At 65.7% G+C, this 23,750-nt stretch carries 21 protein-coding genes; 9 read left to right on the top strand and 12 right to left on the bottom strand.

All coding sequences use genetic code 11. From position 1 onward, the window contains the following. Positions 1 to 161: 161 nt before the first annotated feature. The 7 genes from JKV55_RS10760 (at position 162) to cobO (ending at position 6,088) form a co-directional block, all read left to right on the top strand. Positions 162 to 1,388: an RNA polymerase sigma factor gene (locus tag JKV55_RS10760; RefSeq protein WP_202085093.1), complete on the top strand. Its 1,227-nt coding sequence runs from the start codon at positions 162 to 164 to the stop codon at positions 1,386 to 1,388. Positions 1,389 to 1,473: 85 nt separating this feature from the next. After that, on the top strand, positions 1,474 to 2,313 hold the full coding sequence (locus JKV55_RS10755; protein ID WP_202085091.1) for a YciI family protein: 840 nt from the start codon (positions 1,474 to 1,476) through the stop codon (positions 2,311 to 2,313). Next, complete coding sequence (locus JKV55_RS10750; RefSeq protein ID WP_202085089.1) at positions 2,310 to 2,687, top strand: YciI family protein; 378 nt, start codon at positions 2,310 to 2,312, stop codon at positions 2,685 to 2,687. The genes JKV55_RS10755 and JKV55_RS10750 overlap by 4 nt, the downstream gene beginning before the upstream one ends. After that, a complete protein-coding gene (locus tag JKV55_RS10745) occupies positions 2,684 to 3,037 on the top strand; it encodes a DUF1428 domain-containing protein (RefSeq protein WP_202085087.1) in 354 nt (117 codons plus the stop codon). Before JKV55_RS10750 ends, JKV55_RS10745 begins: the two co-directional genes overlap by 4 nt. Before the next feature lie 75 nt (positions 3,038 to 3,112). Then, positions 3,113 to 3,892 carry a CLCA_X family protein gene (locus JKV55_RS10740; protein WP_202085085.1) on the top strand — a complete coding sequence of 260 codons (780 nt, stop codon included), beginning with the start codon at positions 3,113 to 3,115 and terminating at the stop codon, positions 3,890 to 3,892. A 26-nt stretch (positions 3,893 to 3,918) separates the two neighbouring features. Next, entirely contained in the window at positions 3,919 to 5,466 is a 1,548-nt protein-coding gene (locus tag JKV55_RS10735; RefSeq protein ID WP_237332816.1) for a cobyric acid synthase, read from the top strand. A 4-nt stretch (positions 5,467 to 5,470) separates the two neighbouring features. After that, the gene (gene cobO / locus JKV55_RS10730; protein ID WP_202085083.1) at positions 5,471 to 6,088 is read left to right on the top strand and encodes a cob(I)yrinic acid a,c-diamide adenosyltransferase; all 618 of its coding nucleotides are present in this window, start codon (positions 5,471 to 5,473) and stop codon (positions 6,086 to 6,088) included. A gap of 13 nt (positions 6,089 to 6,101) precedes the next feature. On the opposite strand, the gene JKV55_RS10725 is transcribed toward cobO, so the two are convergent. The 5 genes from JKV55_RS10725 to JKV55_RS10705 all read right to left on the bottom strand — a co-directional run bounded on the left by JKV55_RS10725 (position 6,102) and on the right by JKV55_RS10705 (position 9,649). After that, positions 6,102 to 6,524, bottom strand: coding sequence for a GNAT family N-acetyltransferase (locus tag JKV55_RS10725; RefSeq protein ID WP_202085081.1), 423 nt, complete (start codon positions 6,522 to 6,524; stop codon positions 6,102 to 6,104). Between the two features lie 2 nt (positions 6,525 to 6,526). Then, positions 6,527 to 7,018 (bottom strand): GNAT family N-acetyltransferase, encoded by a 492-nt coding sequence (locus JKV55_RS10720; protein WP_202085079.1) that lies wholly within the window; start codon positions 7,016 to 7,018, stop codon positions 6,527 to 6,529. A 55-nt stretch (positions 7,019 to 7,073) separates the two neighbouring features. Further along, positions 7,074 to 7,538 (bottom strand): OsmC family protein, encoded by a 465-nt coding sequence (locus JKV55_RS10715; RefSeq protein WP_202085077.1) that lies wholly within the window; start codon positions 7,536 to 7,538, stop codon positions 7,074 to 7,076. 431 nt (positions 7,539 to 7,969) lie between these two features. Next, positions 7,970 to 8,581 (bottom strand): class I SAM-dependent methyltransferase, encoded by a 612-nt coding sequence (locus JKV55_RS10710; RefSeq protein ID WP_202085075.1) that lies wholly within the window; start codon positions 8,579 to 8,581, stop codon positions 7,970 to 7,972. 99 nt (positions 8,582 to 8,680) lie between these two features. After that, on the bottom strand, positions 8,681 to 9,649 hold the full coding sequence (locus JKV55_RS10705) for an Acg family FMN-binding oxidoreductase (protein WP_202085073.1): 969 nt from the start codon (positions 9,647 to 9,649) through the stop codon (positions 8,681 to 8,683). Positions 9,650 to 9,789: 140 nt separating this feature from the next. On the opposite strand from JKV55_RS10705, the gene JKV55_RS10700 reads away from it, so the two are divergent. Further along, positions 9,790 to 10,350 (top strand): macro domain-containing protein, encoded by a 561-nt coding sequence (locus JKV55_RS10700; RefSeq protein ID WP_237332815.1) that lies wholly within the window; start codon positions 9,790 to 9,792, stop codon positions 10,348 to 10,350. Positions 10,351 to 10,486: 136 nt separating this feature from the next. Then, complete coding sequence (locus JKV55_RS10695) at positions 10,487 to 12,214, top strand: potassium/proton antiporter (RefSeq protein WP_202085071.1); 1,728 nt, start codon at positions 10,487 to 10,489, stop codon at positions 12,212 to 12,214. Between the two features lie 66 nt (positions 12,215 to 12,280). Here JKV55_RS10695 and JKV55_RS10690 read toward each other — a convergent pair whose 3' ends face one another. The 7 genes from JKV55_RS10690 to JKV55_RS10660 all read right to left on the bottom strand — a co-directional run bounded on the left by JKV55_RS10690 (position 12,281) and on the right by JKV55_RS10660 (position 23,440). Then, positions 12,281 to 12,631, bottom strand: coding sequence for a rhodanese-like domain-containing protein (locus tag JKV55_RS10690; protein ID WP_202085070.1), 351 nt, complete (start codon positions 12,629 to 12,631; stop codon positions 12,281 to 12,283). 137 nt (positions 12,632 to 12,768) lie between these two features. Further along, on the bottom strand, positions 12,769 to 13,218 hold the full coding sequence (locus tag JKV55_RS10685) for a YtoQ family protein (protein ID WP_202085068.1): 450 nt from the start codon (positions 13,216 to 13,218) through the stop codon (positions 12,769 to 12,771). An 83-nt stretch (positions 13,219 to 13,301) separates the two neighbouring features. Continuing rightward, positions 13,302 to 14,378 carry a PQQ-dependent sugar dehydrogenase gene (locus JKV55_RS10680; protein WP_202085066.1) on the bottom strand — a complete coding sequence of 359 codons (1,077 nt, stop codon included), beginning with the start codon at positions 14,376 to 14,378 and terminating at the stop codon, positions 13,302 to 13,304. Positions 14,379 to 14,590: 212 nt separating this feature from the next. Further along, positions 14,591 to 16,060: an alanine/glycine:cation symporter family protein gene (locus tag JKV55_RS10675; protein ID WP_202085064.1), complete on the bottom strand. Its 1,470-nt coding sequence runs from the start codon at positions 16,058 to 16,060 to the stop codon at positions 14,591 to 14,593. A gap of 471 nt (positions 16,061 to 16,531) precedes the next feature. Beyond that, positions 16,532 to 17,416, bottom strand: coding sequence for a transglutaminase family protein (locus JKV55_RS10670; protein WP_202085062.1), 885 nt, complete (start codon positions 17,414 to 17,416; stop codon positions 16,532 to 16,534). A 12-nt stretch (positions 17,417 to 17,428) separates the two neighbouring features. Continuing rightward, positions 17,429 to 20,038 carry a circularly permuted type 2 ATP-grasp protein gene (locus tag JKV55_RS10665; protein WP_202085060.1) on the bottom strand — a complete coding sequence of 870 codons (2,610 nt, stop codon included), beginning with the start codon at positions 20,036 to 20,038 and terminating at the stop codon, positions 17,429 to 17,431. A gap of 69 nt (positions 20,039 to 20,107) precedes the next feature. Further along, positions 20,108 to 23,440: a transglutaminase family protein gene (locus JKV55_RS10660; RefSeq protein WP_202085058.1), complete on the bottom strand. Its 3,333-nt coding sequence runs from the start codon at positions 23,438 to 23,440 to the stop codon at positions 20,108 to 20,110. Positions 23,441 to 23,750: the final 310 nt, after the last annotated feature.

The raw sequence follows: 23,750 nt of genomic DNA, 5'->3' as shown, positions 1-23,750 counted from the left end.
TGCTTTCTCTCGGGCTTAAGTTGGCGCCACTATGCCGAGAGAATGTGACGGTTTTATTACAATGCGACAGTTTTATGACTGTTGTGTTGCAGTACCGCCCTCCCGGGCCGACCGCCTCGCCCTGGCCTACACTGAAGCGGTGTTTCACCAGCGAGATGTCCATGCCCGCCAGTCAGACCCTAGACGACCTTTACCGCCAGCATTCCCGCCGGGTGTTGGCCACCCTGATCCGCCTGCTGGGCGACTTCGACCTGGCGGAAGAGGCCATGCAGGAGGCCTTTGCCGCAGCCCTGCAGCAGTGGCCGCAACAGGGCCGACCCGAACAGCCCCTGGCCTGGCTGATCGCCACCGGCCGCCACAAGGGCATAGACCAGTTACGGCGCCGGCAATGGCAGCAACGGCCACCCGCCGAGGAGCCCGTGGTGCCGCCAGCGGATGAGGAGGCCGGCATCGACGACGATCTGCTGCGGCTTATCTTCACCTGCTGCCACCCGGCCCTGGCCACCGAGGCCCAACTGGCCCTGACCCTGCGCGAAGTCTGCGGCCTGACCACCGAGCAGGTGGCCAGCGCCCTGTTGCAGCGACCGGCCACCCTGGCCCAGCGCATCGTGCGGGCCAAGCAGAAGATCCGCGAGGCGGCCATTCCCTACGAGGTGCCGGAATCCGCCGCCCTGCCCGAACGGCTGGCGGTGGTACTGAAGGTGGTGTACCTGGTGTTCAACGAGGGTTACTCCAGCAGCCAGGGCGAGCGGGTGCTGGATCCCGGTCTCTCGGCCGAGGCCATCCGCCTGGCCCGGCTGTTGGCGCAACTGCTGCCCGCCGGCGAGGTGTTCGGCCTGCTGGCGCTGATGCTGCTGCACGATGCCCGCAGGCAGGCCCGGCAGGACGCCGCCGGCGACCTGATCACCCTGGAAGAGCAGGACCGCACCCTGTGGGACAGAGCCCAGATAAACGAAGGGCTCGGCCTGCTGGCGCTGGCCTGGCGGCAGCCGGCGGGGCCTTACGCCCTGCAGGCGGCCATCGCCGCCGAGCATGCCCGGAGCCCCCACCCGCAGGATACCGACTGGCCCCGCATCGCCGAGCTGTACCAGGCGCTGTACCGGTTGCAGCCCTCGCCGGTGGTGGCCCTGAACCGGGCGGTGGCCCTGGCCATGGCCGATACCCCGGCGCGGGGACTGGCGTTGCTGGACGAACTGGGCGGCCACAAGGCCATCCAGGGCTACCACCTCTACCATGCGGCCCGGGCCGATCTCTACCGCCGGGCGGGGGATAACGCCGCCGCCCGGGCCGCCTACCGGCGCGCCCTGGATTTGTGCCGCCAGCAGCCGGAGCGCCGCTTCCTGGCCCGGCGGCTGCGGGAGCTGGACCCGTTATCCGAAAAAAACTGAAAAAAAAATGGCTGTCCTTGTCGATTTGTCTTCGGCCCGCGCGACTTACTGATAACCACAAGCGAACCACCACGGGAGAACCTCCATGAAATTCATCTTGATGCGCAAGGCCGACGCCGCCACCGAGCAGGGCGTGATGCCCTCGGAAGAGCTGCTGCAGGCCATGGCGGGCTACAACGAACGCCTGCTGCAGGCCGGGGTACTGGTGTCCGGCGAAGGGCTCAAGCCCAGCCGCGAAGGCTGCCGTATTTCCTTTCGCGACGGCGAGCCGACGGTAACGGACGGCCCCTTCGCCGAGACCAAGGAACTGCTGGCCGGCTTTTCGGTGCTGGAGGTGTCCTCCAAAGAAGAGGCGATCGCCTGGGCGCGGCAGTGGCCCCGGCTCGACGGCGACGCCACCCTGGAGCTGCGGCCCTACTACCAGTTGGAAGACTTCGCCCCGGGGGCGGCCATCGATAAGCACAGGGCCATGGGCGAGCGGATGGCCAAACTGCCGGCCGCCGTGGCCACCTACCTGATGTTCGACGGCCGCTGCCGGGAGGCCATGACCTTTTATGCGGAGCTGCTGGGCGGGCAACTGGAGATGATGCTGCCCTATGCCGATACCCCGGCGGCAGCCGAGGTGCCGGCCGACTGCCAGCAGCACATCGCCCATGCCCGGCTGAACCTGGGCGGTCGCCTGCTGATGGCGAGCGACGCCGGCGGCGAGGGCTACCAGAAGCCCCAGGGGGTGTCGATACACCTGGAGTTTCCGGATCCGGCCCGGGCCGAGCAGGTGTTTCGGGCCCTGGCCGAGGGCGGCCGGGAGCAGATGCCCTTGGCCGAAACCTTCTGGGCGCACCGCTTCGGCATGGCGACCGACCGCTTCGGCATCGACTGGATGGTGAGCTGCGAGCAGGCCGGCGGCCAGGGGAGGCGACCATGAAATACCTGGCCCTGGTGTACTACCAGGAAAGCCTGATCGACGCCATGTCCGAGCGGGAATGGCACTCTCTCAACCAGGAATGCATTCGCTGCGTGGAGCGGCTGAGCGAGCAGGGCCACTTCGTGGCAGGACAGGCCCTGCAACCGGTGGCCAACGCCACCACGGTGCGGGTGCGCGATGGCGAGGTGCTGATCTCGGACGGCCCCTTCGCCGAAACCAAGGAGCAACTGGCGGGCTTCTACCTGCTGGAGGCCCGGGATCTGAACCAGGCGCTGCAACTGGCCGGCCGCATCCCTCCGGCCCGGCTGGGCAGCATAGAGCTGCGGCCGGTGCGCGAGCTGCCGCCCAAGGACCTACAAGGAGACGAACGATGAATTACGTAGACGGATTTGTGGCCGCCGTGCCCACCCGCAACAAGGAGATCTATATCCACCATGCCCGTGCCGCCGCCGAGGTGTTCAAGGAGCACGGCGCCCTGCGGGTGGTGGAATGCTGGGGTGACGACGTGCCCCAGGGCGAGCTGACCTCCTTCCCCATGGCGGTGAAATGCCAGGAGGACGAAACCGTGGTGTTCTCCTGGATCCTCTGGCCCTCCCGCGAGGTGCGCGACCAGGGCATGGCCCGGGTGATGGAAGACCCGCGACTCACCCCCGAGGTCAATCCCATGCCCTTCGACGGCAAGCGGCTGATCTACGGCGGCTTCGCCATGGTGGTGGACGAATAGCCCGGGGTTTGCCTGTCCGCCGCTTGCGCCGGTACAATCCCGGGCTCGACTGAACAGCAGCAGGGAGCCGGCGCCATGGCGGGCGAGCACAACACCGATCGTTTTTATCGCCGGGGGCCGATACACGGCGGCGAGGAAGTGGATTTCGCGGCCCTGCGCCGGCGTTTCGACTTTCGCGCCATCGAGCTCGGCCGCTGGGTCACCCGGGCCGAGCGGGAGCGGGCGGCGGGCCTGTTCTACAACGCCCTGTGCGATCTGATGCTGATCCTGCAGGGGCCGGAGCAACTGGTGTCGTTGCGCGGTACCCTGTCCCTGCAATACGGCATCGGCGGCCGCCCCGGGGTCTCGGCCCACTACAACCCGGCCAGCCGCAGCTTCGCCCTGGCCAAGAACGCCGGTCCGGGCAGCATCGCCCACGAATGGTTCCACGCCTTCGATCACCATATGGCCGACAAGGCCTTCACCGGCACCGGTCCCCAGGTTTTCGCCTCCCGCGCCTGGCTGGACGAAGCGGCCCGGGTGGTGCACCCGCTCAACCAGGCGCTGTTCGACTGCTTCCAGGCGGTGCTGCTGGACGAGACCGGCGCGCAGCCCAGCGAGCTGTTCCTCGCCTCGGCCGAGGCGGACCGGCGCCATGGCATCCTGTATTACAGCCAGCCGGAAGAGCTGTGCGCCCGCGCCTTCGAGGCCTTTGTGCAGGATGCGCCCATCAAGAACGCCTTTCTGGTCAAGGGCACCCGCGCCTCCGCTGAGGCCGAACAGGGCCTCTACCCCCGGGGTACTCAACGCGCGCGCTGCAACGCCGCCTTCGGCCGCTACTTTTGCGCCCTGGGCGGGGCCCTGGCGCGCCAATGACGCTTTATCATTCAAGGAAAACTCCCATGCCGGACCCTCTCTCTTTACCTCCCGGGCCGGACGGCCGGGCCCTGACCCTGATGGTGCAGGGCACCGCCTCGGACGCGGGCAAGACCACATTGGTGGCGGGGCTGGGCCGGCTGTTCGCCCGTCGCGGCATCAGGGTGGCGCCGTTCAAGCCCCAGAACATGGCGCTGAACAGCGCCGTTACCGTCGACGGCGGCGAAATCGGCCGCTCCCAGGCGCTGCAGGCGGCGGCCTGTTTACTGCCGCCGCAAATCGACTTCAATCCGTTGCTGCTCAAGCCCGAGAGCGACACCCGCGCCCAGGTGATACTGCAAGGGCGGGCGCTGTCCTCGGTGGAAGCGAGCGAGCTGTTCGGCCCCGACAGCCTCAACAAGAACAAGGCGCGGCTCTTTGCCGCCATCCTCGACTCCTACCGGCGGCTGTGCGGCCAACACCAGTTGGTGCTGGTGGAAGGGGCGGGCAGCCCGGCGGAGATCAACCTGCGCCAGGGCGATATCGCCAACATGGGCTTCGCCGAGGAGGTGGACTGCCCGGTGATACTGGTGGCGGACATCGACAAGGGCGGGGTCTTCGCCCAACTGGTGGGTACCCTGGCGCTGCTGAGCGAATCCGAGCGCGCGCGTATCAAGGGCTTTGTGATCAATCGCTTTCGCGGCGATCTCCGCCTGCTGCAGGACGGCCTGAGCATGCTGGAGCGGCTCACCGGCAAGCCGGTGCTGGGGGTGCTGCCCTATCTCACCGATCTTAGGTTGGACGCCGAAGACGCCATCATGCGCACCGCCAGCCGAAGCGCCGAGGCCGAGCCGCTGCGGGTGCTGGCCTTGGTGCCACCGCGCATCAGCAACCACACCGACCTCGAGCCCCTGCGGGCGCATCCGGGGGTGGAACTGACCCTGGTGCACAGCAGCGAGGAGCCCGGCCGGCTGCCGCCGGCGGATCTCATCATATTGCCCGGCAGCAAGGCGGTGCGCGCCGATCTGGCCTGGCTGCGCCGCCAGGGCTGGGACCAGGCCCTGGCGCGCCACCTGCGCTACGGCGGCAAGGTGCTCGGCATCTGCGGCGGCTACCAGATGCTGGGCCAGCGGGTAAGGGATCCGCTGGGCCTCGAAGGCGAGGCCGGCGAAAGCCGGGGCCTGGGTTATCTGCCGCTGGAGACCGAGTTAAAAGACCACAAACAGCTGCGCAACGTCAGCGGCACCCTGCGACTGGCGGGCGGCCGGGCGCCGGTGCGGGGCTATGAGATCCACTGCGGCGAAAGCCGGCTGCTGGCGCCGGGCGAGCGGCCCTTCGAGCTGGTCCGCGCCGGGGGCGAGACGGCGGCGGACGGCCTGCTGTCGGACGATGGCCAGGTGCTCGGCACCTATCTGCACGGCCTGTTCGACCACCCGGAGGCCTGCGACCGGCTGCTGGCCTGGGCCGGTATCCAGAGCGGCCGGCAGGCCCCGGACTGGGACGCCCTGCGCGAGCGGAGCCTGGAGCGGCTGGCGGATACCCTGGAACAACACCTCAACCTGGAGCTGCTACTGGCTTCGATACAACAAGGATAATGACATGAGCGAACAAGACGACCGCGAGCAGACCAAGGCCCGGCGCCACCGGGAGCGCCAGCAGCGGCTGAAGGAAAAGGTGGACGCCAAAATTGCCGCCGCCACCGAGGAGCGGGGCGTGCTGCTGGTGCTGACCGGCAACGGCAAGGGCAAGAGCACCGCCGGTTTCGGCACCGTGGCGCGGGCGGTGGGCCACGGCAAGCGGGCGGCGGTGGTGCAGTTTATCAAGGGGGCCTGGGAGTGCGGCGAGCGCAACCTGCTGGAGCCGGCGGGGGTGCCCTTCTTCGTGATGCGCACCGGCTTCACCTGGGAAACCCAGAACAAGGAGCAGGACATGGCCGCCGCCGAGCAGACCTGGGCCGATGCCGAGCGGCTGCTGGCCGACCCGGCCATCGATCTGGTGCTGCTGGACGAACTGACCTACATGCTGAGCTACCACTACCTGGAGCTGGAGCGGGTGCTGAGCGCGCTGAAACAGCGCCCCGCCCACCAGCACGTGGTGATCACCGGCCGCGCCTGCCACCGCGCCCTTATCGAGCTGGCGGACACGGTGAGCGAAGTGCAGCCGGTCAAGCACGCCTTCGAGGCCGGCATCAAGGCCCAGCCGGGATTTGATTATTGATAAGGGTGGCGGGTTACAGGGCGGCTTCCAGGCATAACAGCGGCGGCTCGGCCCGGACCAGGGCAAAGCCCGCGTTCTGGTAGAGCCGTACCGCGGGGTTGTCGGCAAACACCTTGAGCCGCAGCAGGGGGCAACCGGCCTCGGTGGCCAGGGTCCGGGCCAGCCGCAGCGCCGTTCGGCCCAGTCCCCGGTTGCGCCACTCGGGCAGCAGGTGCAGATCCCGCAGGTAGGCGGCCTCGGCGGTGAACTCGAGGCGCAGGATGCCGATGGGGGCGTCGTCGAGCAGCAGTTCGAGGTTGCGGCAGCGGGTCCAGCTGTCGGCGAAGCCGGCTTCGTTCCAGCGCAGCCGGTGGCGCCGGTAATAGGGTGCCATGCCCTGCCGGATCAGCCTGCGGGCGAAGGCGGGACTGGTTGCGGTTTTCAGCGTCGGCCACATGGCTAGAGTTCCAGCTCCATGGCCCTGGGGGCGTCCCCGTAGCTGGCGCAGAGTTCGGCCCGGTGCAGGGACCGGAAGCCGAAGCGGGCCCAGAAGCCTTCGGAGCCCTGCACCGAGACCAGGCTGACGTGCGCGAACCCTTGTGCCCGGGCACGGCCGAGCAGCGCATCCACCAGCCCCTTGCCCACCCCCAGGCCATGGGCCCGGGGGCTGACCGCCAGGTCGTGCAGGTACAGCCGGTCGCAGGGGCCCGTTATCTCGTACTCCCGGTGCAGGGCCGGCAGCTCGGGGTGGGGCCAGGGGTGGCTCAGCAGGTAGCCGAGCAGGGCACCGCCCCGGTCCCGGCATTGCAGGCAGGTGGCGGGGGAGGCGCGCCATTTGCTGCGCAGCACCGCTTCGCTTTCGGGCGCCACCTCCTGGTAGCACTCGGCCTGGAGCGCCAGTATCTGCGGCCAGGCGGCCTCGGTAATGGGTTCGATGGACAGTAACGACATGATTCCCCTTGATAAGAACGGACGATGGGCGCAATCGGCAAACCGCCGGGCGCACTTATTCCCGGATTTCGGTCACCACCTCGCTCTTGACCGAGTTGGCGATAAAGCACAGTTCGTGGGATTGGTGATGCAGCCGCTCCAGTGTTTGCCGGTCGGGCCGGTGCTCACCGGCAAAGAGCACTTTGGGCCTCAGGGTTACCCGGGTCATGGCGACCTTGCCGTCGGGGCCCTTTTCCATCAGCCCCACCGCCTCGTCGGTGTAGGCGTCGACCACCAGCCCCCGCTTGGCGGCGAGGGCGAGGAAGAACAGCATATGGCAGCTTGAGAGGGCGGCGACAAAGGCCTCTTCCGGATCCACATTGGCCGCCACCGAACAGGGCAGGGGTACCACCTGGGGCGAGGAAGAGGCGGGCACCCGGGCGCCGCCGTCGAACTGCCACCAGTGGCCCCGGCTGTATTGATTGTCGACGAAGGGCTGATCGCCCCGCTCCCAGCTTACCGTGGCGCCGTATTCGGACATCTTGCTCGCTCCCCTGTGCATGATTGAAGGCGGCTGCTCCGGCTGAAACGGGGCAGCGTTCGGATCCATTCTGGTGACCGGACAAGAGAAAGGCAAGGGGTCCCGCGGCCGCTAGGGCACCGAGCAGTTTGAAAGTCGATCAATTAGCTATTTGTTGTCTGTTGCCTCTTTCAAGCTCCGGCGCCGTCTGAGGGTGGTGCCCGCAGGCAGTTGCGGTGCGGTAGGGAGGACAAGGGGGACTGCTCCGCCGGCCCTCCGCGCCAGGGAGGGCGTGGCGGAGCCCCCATGGATGGGTTCACGGCGTGCCGGAGGAGTAGTACCCTTTGGCCGACGGCCTCTGCCTCGACAGAATCAACAATGTCTGCGACCAAAGGCATGTCAGAGCCGCCTAAGTTTTAAACTATATGGTGCTCTAGCAGGGGAGTGGTTGGTTATCCACGCCTCACGGCGACCACGCTATAGGTGTGCCAATGTTTCGACTTGCCCAGGGCCGTTTGGCCGGGTTCGTTGCGTTCGCTGAACCGGAGTATGTCGAAACGGGTGAAGAGGGCTTCAACCTGGTGCCTGGCGAGGGCGTTGATGGTGTGTCGCGAAGCCGATGCCCAGTCGTCTTCGGGCCCCATGAAATGACCGGCAAAGATCCCCCCGCTTTCCAGCGCGTCGGCGATGCGCAACCAGGTATCCGCAAAGGAGGTGGGCTCGGCAAAATACAGGCTGGCGTTGGCGATGATCAAGCCCGCCCGCGGATAGTCGAAGGACTCGAAACTGCCGAGGGAAACCTCGACTCCAGGATGGTGCCCGAAGCGGTGCCGGCACAGGTCGATGGCGTCGGGATTGATGTCGAAGGGATTGATGTCGAAGGGATGGACCCGGTAGCCAAGATGGCTGAGATAGGCGGTGTCGCTGCCGGTGCCGCACCCGCAGTCGATGGCGACCCGGCATGTTGCGGCATGCCGTGCGGCAGCAAACTCGGTGAGGGGATGATGGGGCTGGCGCGAGACGCGTTCGTAGTACTGGCGCCACAGCGCCGTGTTTTTATCCACAAGCCGATTCCCGTTCTTGTTATTTTGCACCATTCTTGCTGTCGCGGTCGGAAATGGCAACGACGGCTTCTTCCGATAAGCGGCGCTGCGGCCTGGGCATCAGCAGGACATTTCGATCACCTCGATCAGCGGGCGCCTGGGGCTGGCGGCCGGCGGGGCGCGCGGGTAACCCAGGCAGAGGACAAGCTGGGCGCAGTCACCGCCGGTGAGTTGATGCAGGACGGGCCTGAGCCTGGCTACCTGAACAGGCTGGTTCAGGTAGGCGGCCTGCAATCCCAGCCGGCAGGCCACCAGCAGCACTCGCTGCAGGGCCTGGCCGGCCTGCAGCCAGTGGCGGGGGCTGTCTTCATCGGTGCCCAGCACCGCCAGCAGCGGCGCGCTTTCGGCCAGGGTTCTGTCCCTGGCGGCCATGCCTTCGCCCAGGTTGAAGGTGCGCACCAGCAACTGGGTCAGGGACGCGGCCAGGGCCGGTACACTCAGGCCGTCTCCCTGCTGCCTGGGGTGCATCCAGGCGGCCAGCTCCCGTCGCCAGCGGGTATCGGCCCACTGGGCCGTATCGCCTTCGGTGACCAGACTGGCCAGCTGTGTCCTGGCGCCGGCCTCCGCCAGCGGGCGCAACCAGGCTCCCTCGGCGGCAGCCGCGGCCACCAGCCTGGGGGGCGCGGCTGCGGGAATGGCGATGGGCTCGAAGGGATGGCGACAACTGTGTCGCAAGGGGATGGCTTCGGCCAGGGCGGCTTGATCCGCGGGTGCGCCGGCGCTGGCCACGAAGCTCATACGGGCCAACCAGTCGGGATCAGCGGCGTCGGGCAACAGGGTGGTTTCGGTGCCCAGCTCCCGTCGGGCGGCGGCGATACGCAGGTTCATCAAGGCGCAGCCGCAACTGATGGTCAGTTCCCGGTCGTCGGGATCGTTCACCGGCAGGGCTCGGCGGCGGTCTGCCAGTACATCGATGGCCGAGGCCGACAGGCGGAATCGCCAGGGCTGGGTATTGTGGCTGGAAGGGGCGAGTACCGCCTGGCCGATCAGGTCCCGGGCGAGCGCATTCGAGAGGTGGAAGCTGGGCATGGGGGCTCCGTGGGTCTGGGTCGTGCAGCCGGCGCGGCGGCGGGCTCACTCAAGTGTAGATGGTCGTTTTAAGGGAGGGAATCGCCAAGCGGCGCCGCAGGCGTTACGCTGTGTAGAGTGTCACTGCAAGGAGCCAGGCCATGAAAATCCGGATAGGGGAGCTGACCATGGAATGCGTGCGCGGCGATATTGCCGCCCAGCCGGACATGGACGCCATCGTCAACGCGGCCAATGCCGCCCTGTTGCCCGGGGGCGGGGTGGCCGGGGCCATTCACCGGGCGGCGGGGCCGGGGCTGGAGCAGGAATGCCGGCGGCTGGCGCCGATACGGCCCGGACAGGCGGTGATCACCGGGGCCCATCGGTTGCCCAACCGCCATGTCATCCACTGCCTGGGACCGGTGTACGGGGTCGATATCCCCTCCGACGAACTGCTGGCGGCCTGCTACCGCAACGCCCTGCGGCTGGCCGAGCGTCAGGGCCTGGGCTCGGTGGCCTTTCCGTCCATTTCCACCGGCATCTTCGGTTACCCGATGGCGGAGGCGGCGGCCGTTGCCTGCAACGTCCTGCTGGCGGAGCGAGCGGCACTGAAGGCGGTGCGCCATCTGCGTTTCGTGCTGTTCGGCGAAGCGGACTTGCAGCTGCACCAGCAGGCCCTGCGTCAGGCGGCCGAACAAACAGGAGAAGGGTATGAGGTCGAATAATGCGATAACAGCGGGAGTGTCGTTTTATACTTGGATTTGAATATATATTTTCTATTTTTAATTAAAAATTCATTTTTATTTGATGGTGGTGAATGTGATATAACTACACCATCTAAACCCTGCCGGAATAACCTGATTGAATAATATAGAACACCTGTTTTTGCTGTCCGGGGTTTTGCTGTGTTTAAGCGTGCTGGCCACCTTGTTGTCTGCCCGCTCCGGGATCCCCATACTGCTTATCTTTTTGTGTATCGGCATGCTGGCCGGCGAAAGCGGGCCCGGCGGCATCGAGTTCGAGAGCTATTCCCTGGCCTACGGCATCGGCAACCTGGCCCTGGCCATCATACTGCTGGATGGCGGTATGCGTACCCGTATGGAAACCTTTCGGGTGGGGTTGCGCCCGGCGCTCAGCCTGGCCACCCTGGGCGTGGTGATCACCAGCGGCATCACCGGTCTTATCGCCGTCTATATCCTCAACCTGAGCTGGCTGCACGGCCTGTTGCTGGGGGCCATCGTCGGCTCCACCGACGCGGCGGCGGTATTTTCGCTGCTGAGCGGCAAGGGCATGCACCTGAACCAGCGGGTAGGGGCTTCGCTTGAAATCGAATCAGGCACCAACGACCCCATGGCCATCTTCCTCACCCTGACCCTGATTGCGCTGATCACCGGCGAGATGGACGGCGCCGGCGATGCCCTGCTGTTCCTGTTCACCCAGTTTGGCGTGGGTGCCGTGGCCGGCTTGCTGGGCGGCCTCCTGCTGGTGCAGTTGATCAAGCGGGTGGAGCTGGCGGCGGGCCTGTATCCGATTTTGGTGGCGGGCTTTGGCCTGGTGTTGTTTGCCGTTACCGCCGTGCTCTCGGGCAGCGGTTTTCTGGCGGTGTACCTGGCCGGGCTGGTGCTGGGCAATGCCCGCCTGCGCCATATGGAAGCGATTCTGCCGGTATTCGACGGCCTGGCCTGGCTCAGCCAGATCGGCCTTTTCCTGGTGCTGGGCCTGTTGATCTCGCCCGGCGATATGTGGGCTATGGCCATTCCCGCCAGCCTGATTGCGCTGGCGCTGATCTTCATCGCCCGGCCGCTGGCGGTGCTGGCGGCACTGGTGCCCTTTTTCCGCTTTAACCTCCGCGAGCTGGGCTTTATCTCCTGGGTGGGGCTGCGGGGGGCCGTGCCCATCGTACTGGCCATCTTTCCGCTGATGGCGGGCATTCCCGAAGGCTCCATGCTGTTCAACGTGGCCTTTTTCGTGGTGCTGATCTCATTGCTGGTACAGGGGTCGACCTTGCCGCAGGTGGCCCGCTTGCTGGATGTGGAAGTGCCGCCCGAGCCGGCACCACAGCGCCGCTCCATGCTGGGCATCTTTCCGGAAGATGACTTCGAGATGTTTCTCTACCGGGTGGAAAGCGAGTCCATCGACGGCCTGGTGGTGCGCCAGTTGACCTTCCCGCCCCATTGCCGGGTAGCGGCGGTGTTCCGGGGCGAAAACCTGCTGCCGGCCTCGGGCAGTACCCGGCTGGCGATAGACGATACCCTGTGCGTGATCGGCCGCAGCAACCACCTCAAGACCCTGAACAATATGTTTGGCGGCGATCTGGATGCGGCCCGGGAGAAGGCGCGGGCCTTCTTCGGCGACTTTATCCTGGACGCCGAAGCCCGCATGCAGGACGTGGCCCTGATGTACGGGGTGGATGTGGACGACAGCGAAGCCGACCTGACCCTGGGGGACTTTATGTTCAAGCACAACAGCGGCCATCCGGTGGTGGGCGACCACTTCATTCGCTACGACATGGTATGGACGGTGGCGGACGTGGACGGCGACCGGGTACTCAAGGTGGGCCTGCGCGAGCACGACCACGACAGGCATTGACGAACCCGGCCCGGAACCCGGCTTTTACTCTGTGACAGCGGCCTCGTGATTCGAGGCCGCGGTGTTTCAGGGCTCGAAGGAAAGGGTGTCGAGGCTGAGGTCCTGGGTGCTCAGGCCGCCGGCCTGGAGGTTTTCCAGGGCGCCGTGATCCACCACCCGGCGATAGCCCAGGGTCTGCAGGGCCTCCAGCGCCAGCTGGGAGCGCCGGCCGCTGCGGCAGTAGAGGTTGATGGGGGTGTTCTTGTCGGGATAGAGCTCGGTCACGCCCCGGGCGATACGGGTATGGGGGATATGCACGGCACCCGGCAGGTGCTCCTGCTGGTATTCCTCGGCACTTCTCACGTCTATCCACACCGGCTCCGTGGCCCAGGCCAGCGGGCTCAGGCACAACAGCAGCGCCGTCATCCAGTTCTTCATGCGTTACATCCTGCATAGGTACAGGCCCAGAGTGTAAAACAGAAGACGCTGAATAACCCGGTTCCGATTGGCAAAAACCGACAGAAACCGGCACATAAAACAAAAAGCGCAGACCAGGGCTGCGCTCACTACTCTGCTCAGGACAGCAGATAGGCCAGGATGTCGACCACCTGCTCCGGGTGGCGGCAGGTGGCCTTGGCGGCTTCGTCCACTTCCTTCAGGGCGTGATCGTGCTCGGCATCGTGCAGGCTGATAATGGGTACCCCCAGGGCCACGGCGAAGCCGGCGTCGAAGGCGGCGTTCCACTGCTTGTACTTGGGCCCGAAACGCACCACCACCAGGTCGGCATTCTTGATATGGGTGGCGGTGCGGATGCTGTTGATGCCGGAGGCCTTGCGGTCGCGCCAGAAGGGGTCTTCCTCGCTACCCAGAATGTTCACCCCCACCAGGTCGCTGGCGTCGTGATCGGTCACCGCCGAGCTGAACTGCACGGCCAGGCCTTTGGCCCGGGCACCCTCGATAATGCGCTCGCGCCAGTCGGTGTGGATTTCGCCGGACAGGTAGATGTTCCATATTTTCTGACTCATATTGCATTCCTTTATTGTTCACAAAAACATTAAAAATAAAGTACAACTTTTAAAGGGTAACGCAATTCAATCGAAAAATCAGCCTATTGTGCCGGCTCCAGCTTCAGCAGCTTGCCGTTGGGCTCGTCGGTGAGCAGGTAGATGCCGCCGTCGGCGGCCTGGGTGACGGTGCGCAGCCGGGCCCGGCCACGCAGCAGGTGGTGCTCCTGCACCACATTGTCGCCGTCCAGCTCCAGCCGCACCAGCCGCTGCCCGACCAGGGCGCCCAGGAACAGCTGGTTCCGCCACCGGGGGAACAAGTCGCCGGTATAGAACATCATGCCGGAGGGGGCGATGGAGGGCACCCAGACCCAAGCCGGGTCTTCCATGCCGGGCAGGGAAGGGGGGCCGATGCGGCCGCCGCCGTATTCCTCGCCGAAGGTGGCCAGGGGCCAGCCGTAATTGGCGCCTTTCTTGATAAGGTTGAGCTCGTCGCCGCCCCGGGGGCCGTGTTCGTGGGTCCAGAGGTCGCCGGTCCCGGGGTGGAGGGCGGCGCCCTGCACATTGCGGTGGCCGTAGCTCCAGATTTCGGGCAGGGCAGCGGTCCGGCCGACGAAGGGGTTGTCGGCGGGCACCCGGCCGTCGTCGTGCAGGCGGAGGATCTTGCCCAGATGGCTGTCGAGTTGCTGGGCCTGATCCCGGGAGTGGAAGCGATCGCCGGTGGTGATGAACAGGTAGCCGTCGCGGTCGAACACCAGGCGGGAGCCGAAATGGCCGCCGCCCGAGGTCTTGGGTTGCTGCTCGAACAGTACCTCCAGATCCAGCAGCCGGTTTCCCTCGAGCCGGGCCCGGGCCACCGCCGTGCCGGCACCGCCCCGGCCGGGCTGGCTGTAGCTGAAATAGAGCCAGCGGTTGTCGGCAAAGTCCGGGTGCAGGGCCAGATCCAGCAGGCCGCCCTGGCCGACGGCGGCGATGTCCGGCAGGCCGCTTATCTGGTGGCGGCCGCCCTCGGGGGTGAGCCGCAGCAGCCGGCCCCGGCGTTCGCTCACCAGCAGGTCGCCACCGGGCAGCTCCGCCAGGCCCCAGGGGTGGTGCAGCCCCTCGGCCAGGGTTTCCACCCGGTAGTCCTGGGCAAAGAGGGAGGTGCTGAGCAACAGCAGCAGGCCGGCAAACAAACGCATAAGTCTCTCCGTGCAGAATCAACATATTGATTCTGTTCAATATAGTGCCTTATGGCCGGTTTCGCAGGAGATGCCTGTGCCGGTGACATTCTTGCCGGGCGTACGGATATCCGGGTTGTGCGGCTTGGCATATTGCAGCCGGAATGACCGCATGGCTTCCCGGGGGAAGCCATGCGGTCGGTGGCAAATAACGCCGTACGGCCAGACAGGGGTCAGGAGGTACGCCCTTCTGGCTGGACCTCTACACTGCCGGAGGGAGTGATGGGTTTTCTGCTATCTTCGCCTTCTTTCCAGATATCCAGATCAATTTTATCCATGACTTCCGGGTAGTCGGCGGGATTGAACACCGGCATGCCCTGTTTGCTCTGGATAAAATAGTCTCTGGTCAATTTGGCCACCAGCCCCGACAACAGCAGTATGGCCACCAGGTTGATAAAGGCCATGAGTCCCATGGCGGCGTCGGCCGCATTGAACACCGTGGCCACGCTTTCATAGGCTCCCCAAAGCACCATGCACAACACCGAGCAACGCAGTATCAACAGGCCGCGTCGGCTGCCCAGCTTCAGGTAGGCCGCGGCGTTTTCGGCATAGCTGTAGTTGCCGATGATGGAGGTAAAGGCGAAAAAGAAAATGGCCACGGCAATGAAGTAGTTTCCGGCTTCGCCGATATGCGCATTGAGGGCCGCTTGCGTCAGTGAGATACCGGTCAGTTCCGGCTCCGGTCCCATCACCCCCGAGAGCAGGATCATGATGGCGGTGGCGGTACAGATGAGCAGGGTGTCGATAAATACGCCGAGCGCCTGCACCAGCCCTTGCGATACCGGATGATGGGGATTGGGCACCGCCACGGCGGCGATGTTGGGGGCGGAGCCCATGCCGGCCTCGTTGGAGAACAGGCCACGCTTGATCCCGTTCAGCATGGCGCCGGCGATACCGCCTACTGCCGATTCAAAACCGAAGGCGCTCTTCACGATCAGCGCAAGCACCGCGGGTACTTCGGCCATATTGATAATGATCACGACCAAGGCCATCAGCAGATAGGCCGCCGCCATAAAGGGGACGGCCAGCTCGGCAAAGCGTGCGATTTTCCGGACGCCCCCGAAGATAATGATGCCGGCGAGCAGGGCGGTGAGCCCACCGACCACCATCTTGGGCACACCGAAGGCCCCGTGGACGGCTTCGGCGATCGAATTGGCCTGCACGGCGTTGAACACCAGGCCAAACGCCGCCAGCAGGCAGATGGCGAACAGGGCACCGGCCCAGGGAGCGTTGAGCCCTTTGGCGATATAGAAAGCGGGCCCGCCCCGCAGCTGGCCGTCTTTATCCCTGACCTTGTAGAGCTGCGCCAGGGTACTTTCGGCACAGGCCGTCGCCATCCCGACCAGGGCGACCATCCACATCCAGAAGATGGCCCCGGGTCCCCCCAGGGCCAGCGCCACCGCCACTCCCGCCAGGTTGCCGGTACCCACGCGGGAGGCGAGGCTGGTACACAGGGCCTGGAAGGGCGAAATGCCACCACGATCTTCCTGCGGAGATCGGAGTACCGAGCGGATGAATTCCGGGAAGTGGATAAACTGCAAGAAACCAAGCCGGACAGTAAAAAACAGGCCTACTGCCAGCAGGCCGTATATAAGGACGTATTCCCAGAGTATGCTGTTAAGAAAATTGATAATGCTGTTCATCTATTATCCCTTTGGTCCACTTATATTTTGTATCCCCTGGCGGGGCTTTTTTTGTGTAGGTACAGGTGGCGGCGTAATAGTGTTTTTACTTTCTTAAGGCAAGATGCATGCCGTTAAAGTGATGATCCGCGTCGGGGTGATGTTTTATATTAATTGGTTGATAATATTGGTTTTTTATTTTTTAACGAGACAATGTCGACACGGGAAAAGTTTTATTTTGTCACTTTGGAGTGCAGGAGATCTGTTTTTGGTGCGGGTGTTATTTTTTGTGAGTGGAAGAACGGCTTTTTATTGCTGTCGAGTCATTCCTTTTGTTACGGCAAAGTGAGACGGTTTGATGGATGATTTTTTAATGCGTTTTTTCGCTTTGATAACATGCCGGAGTGAGCGCCTCTAAAAAATCGCCCCCATGGTGCCGATGGGGGCGGTCAGGTGCCTGCGAGATCCTATCGTTGGCAATAGGGGCTCCCCTTAGCTACGGGGGCCTGCCTCAACGACCGGTATCACGTCCACCGCCACCGTCAGCCGGTCGTTGCCGCCGCCGCTCATCACCCCCTTGAGCGGGGTCACGTCGGAAAAATCCCGCCCCCAGCCGAGGATGATATAGCGCTCGTCGGGCAGGCAGCCGTTGGTGGGGTCTATCTCCAGCCAGCCCCAGCCGGGGATGAACACCGCCAGCCAGGCATGGGTGGCGTCGGCCCCCTGCAGCTTGGGCTGGCCGGGGGGCGGCAGGGTTTCCATGTAGCCGCTCACGTAGCGCGCCGCCAGTCCCAGCGAGCGCAGGCAGCCGATGGCCAGGTGGGCGAAATCCTGGCATACCCCGCGCCGGCTGGCGAGCACGTCGAGGAGGGGGGTGGCGATGGTGGTGTGTTCCGGATCGTAGGTGAACTCGGTGAAGATCTGCTGGTTGAGGGCATAAACCGCCTCCACCAGGGAGCGACCGGGGGTGAAGCTGTCACGGGCGTAGTCCGCCAGGGCGGCATCGGCGGCGACGAAGTCGGAGTCCAGTATAAACAGCCGGGCCTCCAGGCAGTCGGTGCCCTCTCGCAGGCAGGCGCCGGCCTGCTCCCAGCTAATGAAATGCCCCTGCGGCTCGGGTCGGGGGCTGGTGGTCACCAGGCTGGTGGCGGTCACCTCCAGGCCGCCGTGCAGCTCCTGAATGGAGAAATAACCGACCCGGTTGCCGAAAAAATCCCGCCGCTCCCGCAGCCGGACCGGGGTGGGGTGAATGGCGATGTCGGTCTGCCCGACCTGCTGCCAGGGCAGCTCCCGGGGCAGCAGGCGGGCCTCGTTGTGGCTCAGGGCCACTTCGGCGGAATAATCGTAACGGGTGGTATGGCGCAATTGATAGTGCATAAATGGCTCAACCTAAACGGATTTTTGCATGGTCACCAGCTGGCGGGGCGCCTCGGCATGGCTGAAATGGCTGTGGGAGATGGCATTGGACAGCTCTGAAAGGGGCGCCAGCAGGCTGTCCAGCAGTTCGGTCAGCACTTCCCTGGCCTCGCTCGAGTGTTCCAGATCGCTCAGCCGGTTGATGTCCACCAGGTGCAGGGCGCTCGAGGCCTGGATCACCAGCCGGGTTTCCAGGTTGCGGTAGGGGCTGGGCTCGGGCTGGGGCAGCCGCTCTATCTGGCGCTCCAACCGGCGCAGCATATAGCCCACCGAGCGGGGATTGGTCTCGTCGAACAGCAGCAGATCGAGGATGGCCGAGGGGTGCAGCTGGGAGCGGTAGCGGCGGCGGTACACGGTCAGGTTGTCGGTGGTGGCCAGCACCACTTCCCACAGCGGGATGCCCGGTCGGCGGGCGGTGAGCAATGCGAGCTTGAGCAGCTCCAGGCTGCAGACGATGCGTTCGATGAAGCGGCCCAGATCGAGGAAGCGCCAGCCGTAGTGATGGGGCATGGTCTCGTTGCACAGGCCGAAGAAGGCGGCCAGGTCGGTCACCACTCCCTCCAGGTGGCGCTGGCCGCCCATGGCCCCCTGGTCGCGGGGCATGTCGTTGAACTTCTGGCGCAGGCTGTTGACCGTGCGCCAGGCATCGTCGCCCAGGTGGTCGCGCACCGCCCGGCAGTTGCGCAGGAAGTGGCTGAACAGCCAGGGCATGCCGTCCGGGTGCTCCTCGCTGAACAGCTCCAGCAGCCGGTGGCGCAGGAAGATGTAGTCCTGCTTGAAGCGCTGCCGGGCGGGTTGCTTGAGGTGCAGCTCGGCCAGCTCCTCGGGGCTGGGGTAGGGCAGCTCCAGGGCGGTGAACAGGTCCGGGATCAGGCTGTCGCCCGACTCGTCCTGATCTTCCTGCAGCAACCGGGCGAAGGCTTCGCGCAGCAGCCGGGAGCGGATGTCCAGCCGCTCACCGTAGCGGCCCATCCAGAACAGGCTGTCGGCCACCCGGCAGGGCAGATCCTGGCCGTCGCGGGTGACCACTATGGGACCATGGGCCTGGCGCAGCAGGCTGATATGGGGCTGGGGCACCGGCGCCAGCACCCAGATGTCCTTCACCATGCGGCTCTCCATCAGCGGGGTGCCGGGCTCCCCCACCCAGGCCAGGCCGCCGGGCATGATGCGGTAGTGGCGTTCGCCGAGCGGCTTGCGGATGTCGTCGGGCTCCACCAGACTGAACAGCCGCAGGTTGACCGGCTGCGGCTCGAGCTGGCGGCGCTTGACGTTGAACACCGGGGCGGTGGCGGCCTCGATGCGGGCCTGGGCCACGAACAAATGGGGCTGGCGGCGGATGCGCCGGTACAGGAGATCCCGTTCGTGGGGGGACAGGGTCTCCGGCCGGATCGGCTGGGCCGGGGCCTTGACGTCGCGCAGCCACCAGCGGCCGGGCTCGGCCAGTACCTGCTCCAGGCTTTCGGCGTCGCCGCACCAGCGGCTCTCGCGGCCCTTGAGCAGCAGCTCCTCGCCCAGCAGGCGGCGGCACAGCTGCGGCAGGTAGCCGGCCAGGGCCGGGTGCTCCAGGATGCCGGCGCCCAGGGCGTTGGCGATGGCCACCTCGCCGTTGCGCGCCGCCTGCATCAGGCCGGGCACGCCCAGCAGGGAATCGCCGCGCAGCTCCAGGGGATCGCACCAGGGGTCGTTGATCTGGCGCAGTATGACGTCCACCTGCTTGAGCCCGCCCAGGGTACGCATGGACACCTGGCCGTCGCGCGCCACCAGATCGGCCCCCTCCACCAGCGAACAGTTCATGTAGTTGGCCAGCCAGGCGTGCTCGAAGTAGCCGGGGCTGCCGGGGCCGGGCGAGAGCAGCACTATGTTGGGTTGCTCGCGCTGGTTGGGACACAGCGCCGCCAGGCTGCGCAGCTGGGCCTGCAGAAAGCCGGCCAGGCGCTTGAGCGGGGCTTCCCGGTACAGGTTGGGCAGGGCGCGGGCCAGGGTGATGCGGTTTTCCAGGGCGTAGCCGGTGCCGGAGGGGGACTGGGTCCAGTCGCCCAGCACCAGCCAGTCGCCGTCGCGGCTGCGTACCAGATCGGTGCCGTGGAAGATCACCAGCGGCCGCTCCGGCGGCGGGGTGTCGTCGGCGGCGGGAAACAGGTAGCTCGGGTGGGTGTAGATCAGTTCGGGCGGCAGCAGGCCTTCGGTCAGCATGCGCCGCTCGCCGTAAAGATCCGCCACCAGGGCTTCCAGCAGCCGGGTGCGCTGGATCAGGCCCTGCTCCAGCCGCTCCCATTCCTGGGGGCCGATGACATAGGGCAGGCAGTCGAGCTGCCAGGAACGAAGCCGGCCCGGATCGTCTTCGTAGGTGTTGAAGGTCACCCCGTTTTCGTGCAGCAGGTTCTGGGCTTCTTCGCAGCGGCCGACCAGGGCCTGGGCGCCGAGCTGGCTCAGTTCGTCCAGCACCGGCTGCCAGTGGGCGCGGATGCGCTGCTGATCGCTCAGCAGTTCGTCGTGGCCGGGACCGTCGGACTGCAGCAGCTTGCCGGCGTAGTTGGCCAGCAGGGTCTGCAGTTCGGCGCTGAAGGTGTTGGGATCGAGCATGGCGGTTACCGGGTAAAGGCCGGCCGCATCCGGGGGATGCGGCCGGCGGTATTGTGCATCTGCACGGGATTATAGACTGGCATCGCCCGCGGATCTGTAGTGGCGTCGCAGATCCAGGGTATGGGGGTATTCACCGGCGGGGCTTTCCGGCGGTATCACCACCGTCCCCTGGCTGTGGCCCATGGCCCAGAAGCGGGCCAGGCGACGGGCTTCGGCCTCGTTGGCATTGATCGGAAAGCTCTCGTAGTTGCGCCCGGCCGGGTGCGACACGTGGTAGGTGCAGCCGCCGAGGGAGCGCTGGTTCCAGCTGTCGACAAGGTCGAACACCAGCGGTGCCTGCACCGGGATCAGCGGATGCAGCGCCGAGGCCGGCTGCCAGGCCCGGTAGCGCACCCCGGCCACCGCCTCGCCGTTGACCCCGGTGGGGGTAAGGGGTACCCGCCGGCCGTTGCAGGTGAGCACGTGGCGGGCCGGGTTGTAGCCGGACAGCTTCACCTGCACCCGCTCCACCGAGGAGTCCACGTAGCGGGCGGTGCCGCCGCCGCTCACCTCCTCGCCCAGTACATGCCAGGGTTCGATGGCCTGGCGCAGCTCCAGCTGCACCTGGTCGTAGCAGACCTGGCCGTAGTGGGGGAAGCGGAATTCCAGGAAGGGGGCGAACCACTCGGGGTTGAAGTCGAGGCCCTGGCGGCGCAGATCGGTGAGCACGTCGAGCAGGTCGGCCCAAATATAGTGGGGCAGCAGCCAGCGGTCGTGCAGCGCCGTGCCCCAGCGCACCAGCGGACGGCGATAGGGCTCGGCGGCGAAGCGGGCCACCAGGGCGCGGATCAGCAGCTGCTGCATCAGGCTCATGCGGGCGTGGGGCGGCATCTCGAAGCCGCGCAGCTCCACCAGCCCGAGCCGGCCGGTGGGGCTGTCCGGGGAATAGAGTTTGTCGATGCAGAACTCGGCGCGGTGGGTGTTGCCGGTGATGTCGGTGAGCAGGTTGCGCAGCAGCCGGTCCACCATCCAGGGCTGGGGCACTTCGCCCACCGGCATCTGCTGCAGGGCGATCTCCAGTTCGTACAGGGCCTCGTGGCGGGCCTCGTCGATGCGCGGCGCCTGGCTGGTGGGCCCCATGAACAGGCCGCTGAACAAATAGGACAGGCTGGGGTGGTGCTGCCAGTAGCCGAGCAGGCTGGCCAGCAGATCGGGCCGGCGCAGGAAGGGCGAATCCGCCGGGGTTTCGCCCCCCAGGGTGACGTGGTTGCCGCCGCCGGTGCCGGTGTGGCGGCCGTCGAGCATGAATTTCTCGGTGCCCAGGCGGGACAGGCGGGCCTCTTCGTAGAGGATTTCGGTGTTGCGCACCAGCTCGGGCCAGCTTTTGGCGGGCATGATGTTCACCTCGATCACGCCCGGGTCCGGGGTGATCATAAACTTCTCCAGGCGCGGGTCCGCCGGCGGGGCATAGCCCTCGATGCACACCGGCAGCTCCAGGGCGGCGGCGGTCTGCTCCACCGCGGCCAAGAGCGCCAGGTAATCCTCCAGCCGGGGCAGGGGCGGCATAAACAGGAACAGCTTGCCCTCGCGCGGCTCCAGGCAGAGGGCGGTGTGGATGGTGCCGTTGTTTTGCTCCGCCTGCTGCTCCTGCCACTGCTGGCCCGGCGCCGGCTGGTGGTGGCCGCCCACCTCGAACTGGCGCTGCCAGGCGCTGTAGCGGCTGGCCACCTCGCCGTGCAAATCCGGCAGCGGCGGCCTGGGCTCGAACAGGCTGGTGGGCTGGGGCTGGTCTTCGCGGCCGGCCAGGGGCAGGGACGACAGCGGCAGGCGCAGGCCCATGGGCGAGTCGCCGGGGATCAGATAGAGGGATTCGCGCCGCACCGGCCAGGGCCCGGTGCGCCAGCGCTGGCCGCCCTGATCCCGCAGCAGCGGCAGGGCGAAGCCGGTGATCTCGTCCAGCCCCCGCTCCAGCAGCCGGGCCAGGCGCCGGCGGTTTTCTTCGTCCTTGAGGTTTTCGCCGCGCAGCTCCACGTCCACCGGTTGGCGCTGCTCCAGCCAGAGGTAGTAGTAGGCGTCCTCGAAGCAGGGGATCAGCCACTTGTCGGCGATGCCGAGGCGCTTGACCAGGGCCTGGCCGAACAGCCGGGCGTGCTCGGGGGTGACGGCGTAGTGCTTGTCGATGTCCGCCAGCCAGCGATCGTCCCGCCATACCGGCTGGCCGTCCTTGCGCCAGTAGCAGGCCAGGGCCCAGCGGGGCAGGGGTTCGCCGGGGTACCACTTGCCCTGCTGGTAGTGCACCAGGCTGCCGGGGGCGAAGTGGGGCCGCAGCCGGCGCAGCAGGCCTTCCGCCAGCCGCCGTTTGGTGGGCCCCTGGGCGTCGGTGTTCCACTCGGGGGCGTCCATGTCGTCGATGGACACGAAGGTGGGCTCGCCGCCCATGGTCAGGCGCAAATCCTGCTGCTGCAACCGTTCGTCCACCTGCTCGCCCAGGGCGAGGATGGCCTGCCACTGTTCGTCGCTGTAGGGCTTGGTGACCCGCGGATCCTCGTGGATGCGGGTCAGTTGCATATCGAAACCGAATGTCACCTCGCACTCGTCGGTAAAGCCGGAGATGGGGGCGGCGCTGGAGGGCTCGGGGGTGGCGGCCAGGGGCAGGTGGCCCTCGCCGGCGAACAGGCCCGAGGTGGGGTCCAGCCCAACCCAGCCGGCGCCGGGAATGTAGACCTCGGTCCAGGCGTGCAGATCGGTAAAGTCGGCCTCGGCGCCGGAAGGGCCGTCGAGGGCCTTGACGTCGGCGGTGAGCTGGATGAGATAACCGGACACGAAGCGGGCCGCCAGCCCCAGATGGCGAAATATCTGTACCAGCAGCCAGGCCGAATCCCGGCAGGAGCCCCGGCGCAGCGACAGGGTTTCTTCCGGGCTCTGCACCCCGGGCTCCATGCGGATGTTGTAGTCGATATCTTGCTGCAGCCGCTGGTTGAGCGCCACCAGGAAGTCGACCACCGGCCGCGGTCGGCGGTCGACGCTCGCCAGCCAGTCCCGCACGAGCGGGCCGGCGTCATCGGCTTCCAGGTAGGGTGCCAGCTCCTTGCTCAGGGCCTCGGGATAGTCGAAGGGGAAGGCCTTGGCGTAGTCTTCCACGAAGAAGTCGAAGGGGTTGATCACCGTCTGCGGCGCTATCACCTCCACCTCTACCTGCAGGTGGGAAAGCTTTTCCGGAAACACCAGTCGGGCCAGGTGGTTGCCGAAGGGGTCCTGCTGCCAGTTGATAAAATACTCGCCGCCCGACACTTTCAATGAATAGGCGTCAATCGGGGTGCGGCAATGGGGCGCGGGCCGCAGGCGAACCAAGTGGGGAGACAGCGAAACCGGTTTATCGAAGTCATAGCGGGTGACATGCTTGAGTGCAACGCGAATAGTCATAGGCTCGGTCCGATCTGTGGGTGAAGATTAAAATAACAGTGCAGAAGCAGGCTCTGTTTTTAAGCAATTAATGTGCCTGCTTTTTTACGGCAGATGTTCCACTTTTGCCGCAGGCGTTTTAAAAGGCAAGCGCTATGGCTAAAAAGAATAAAAACTTCATCATGACTCCCGCTGGGGTGTGATCTTGATGACACTTTTGTGGTTTTTTTGATTTCGCGGATGGGGTAAATGGTGTTATCAATATCGACAGGCCTATATTCAATATCCGTATCCTGTATAGGAAGGTGCGCTTTTAGGGTGCATTAATATG

The sequence above is a fragment of the Zobellella iuensis genome, assembly GCF_016746085.1.
Lineage (GTDB): Bacteria > Pseudomonadota > Gammaproteobacteria > Enterobacterales > Aeromonadaceae > Oceanimonas > Oceanimonas iuensis.
The sequence above is the reverse complement of the archived record's forward strand: the minus strand, read 5'-3'. Positions and strand labels throughout refer to the sequence as shown.

Bases quoted from the DNA above. Each gene is read 5' to 3' on its own strand.
- JKV55_RS10705 (WP_202085073.1), bottom strand. From the start codon at position 9,649: ATGCCCAGCTTCCACCTCTCGAATGCGCTCGCCCGGGACCTGATCGGC.
- JKV55_RS10725 (WP_202085081.1), bottom strand. From the start codon at position 6,524: ATGTGGCCGACGCTGAAAACCGCAACCAGTCCCGCCTTCGCCCGCAGG.
- JKV55_RS10685 (WP_202085068.1), bottom strand. From the start codon at position 13,218: ATGAGTCAGAAAATATGGAACATCTACCTGTCCGGCGAAATCCACACC.
- JKV55_RS10700 (WP_237332815.1), top strand. From the start codon at position 9,790: ATGAAAATCCGGATAGGGGAGCTGACCATGGAATGCGTGCGCGGCGAT.
- JKV55_RS10690 (WP_202085070.1), bottom strand. From the start codon at position 12,631: ATGAAGAACTGGATGACGGCGCTGCTGTTGTGCCTGAGCCCGCTGGCC.
- JKV55_RS10755 (WP_202085091.1), top strand. From the start codon at position 1,474: ATGAAATTCATCTTGATGCGCAAGGCCGACGCCGCCACCGAGCAGGGC.
- JKV55_RS10720 (WP_202085079.1), bottom strand. From the start codon at position 7,018: ATGTCGTTACTGTCCATCGAACCCATTACCGAGGCCGCCTGGCCGCAG.
- JKV55_RS10715 (WP_202085077.1), bottom strand. From the start codon at position 7,538: ATGTCCGAATACGGCGCCACGGTAAGCTGGGAGCGGGGCGATCAGCCC.
- JKV55_RS10750 (WP_202085089.1), top strand. From the start codon at position 2,310: ATGAAATACCTGGCCCTGGTGTACTACCAGGAAAGCCTGATCGACGCC.
- cobO (WP_202085083.1), top strand. From the start codon at position 5,471: ATGAGCGAACAAGACGACCGCGAGCAGACCAAGGCCCGGCGCCACCGG.
- JKV55_RS10735 (WP_237332816.1), top strand. From the start codon at position 3,919: ATGCCGGACCCTCTCTCTTTACCTCCCGGGCCGGACGGCCGGGCCCTG.
- JKV55_RS10760 (WP_202085093.1), top strand. From the start codon at position 162: ATGCCCGCCAGTCAGACCCTAGACGACCTTTACCGCCAGCATTCCCGC.
- JKV55_RS10745 (WP_202085087.1), top strand. From the start codon at position 2,684: ATGAATTACGTAGACGGATTTGTGGCCGCCGTGCCCACCCGCAACAAG.
- JKV55_RS10670 (WP_202085062.1), bottom strand. From the start codon at position 17,416: ATGCACTATCAATTGCGCCATACCACCCGTTACGATTATTCCGCCGAA.
- JKV55_RS10680 (WP_202085066.1), bottom strand. From the start codon at position 14,378: ATGCGTTTGTTTGCCGGCCTGCTGCTGTTGCTCAGCACCTCCCTCTTT.
- JKV55_RS10665 (WP_202085060.1), bottom strand. From the start codon at position 20,038: ATGCTCGATCCCAACACCTTCAGCGCCGAACTGCAGACCCTGCTGGCC.
- JKV55_RS10740 (WP_202085085.1), top strand. From the start codon at position 3,113: ATGGCGGGCGAGCACAACACCGATCGTTTTTATCGCCGGGGGCCGATA.
- JKV55_RS10675 (WP_202085064.1), bottom strand. From the start codon at position 16,060: ATGAACAGCATTATCAATTTTCTTAACAGCATACTCTGGGAATACGTC.
- JKV55_RS10660 (WP_202085058.1), bottom strand. From the start codon at position 23,440: ATGACTATTCGCGTTGCACTCAAGCATGTCACCCGCTATGACTTCGAT.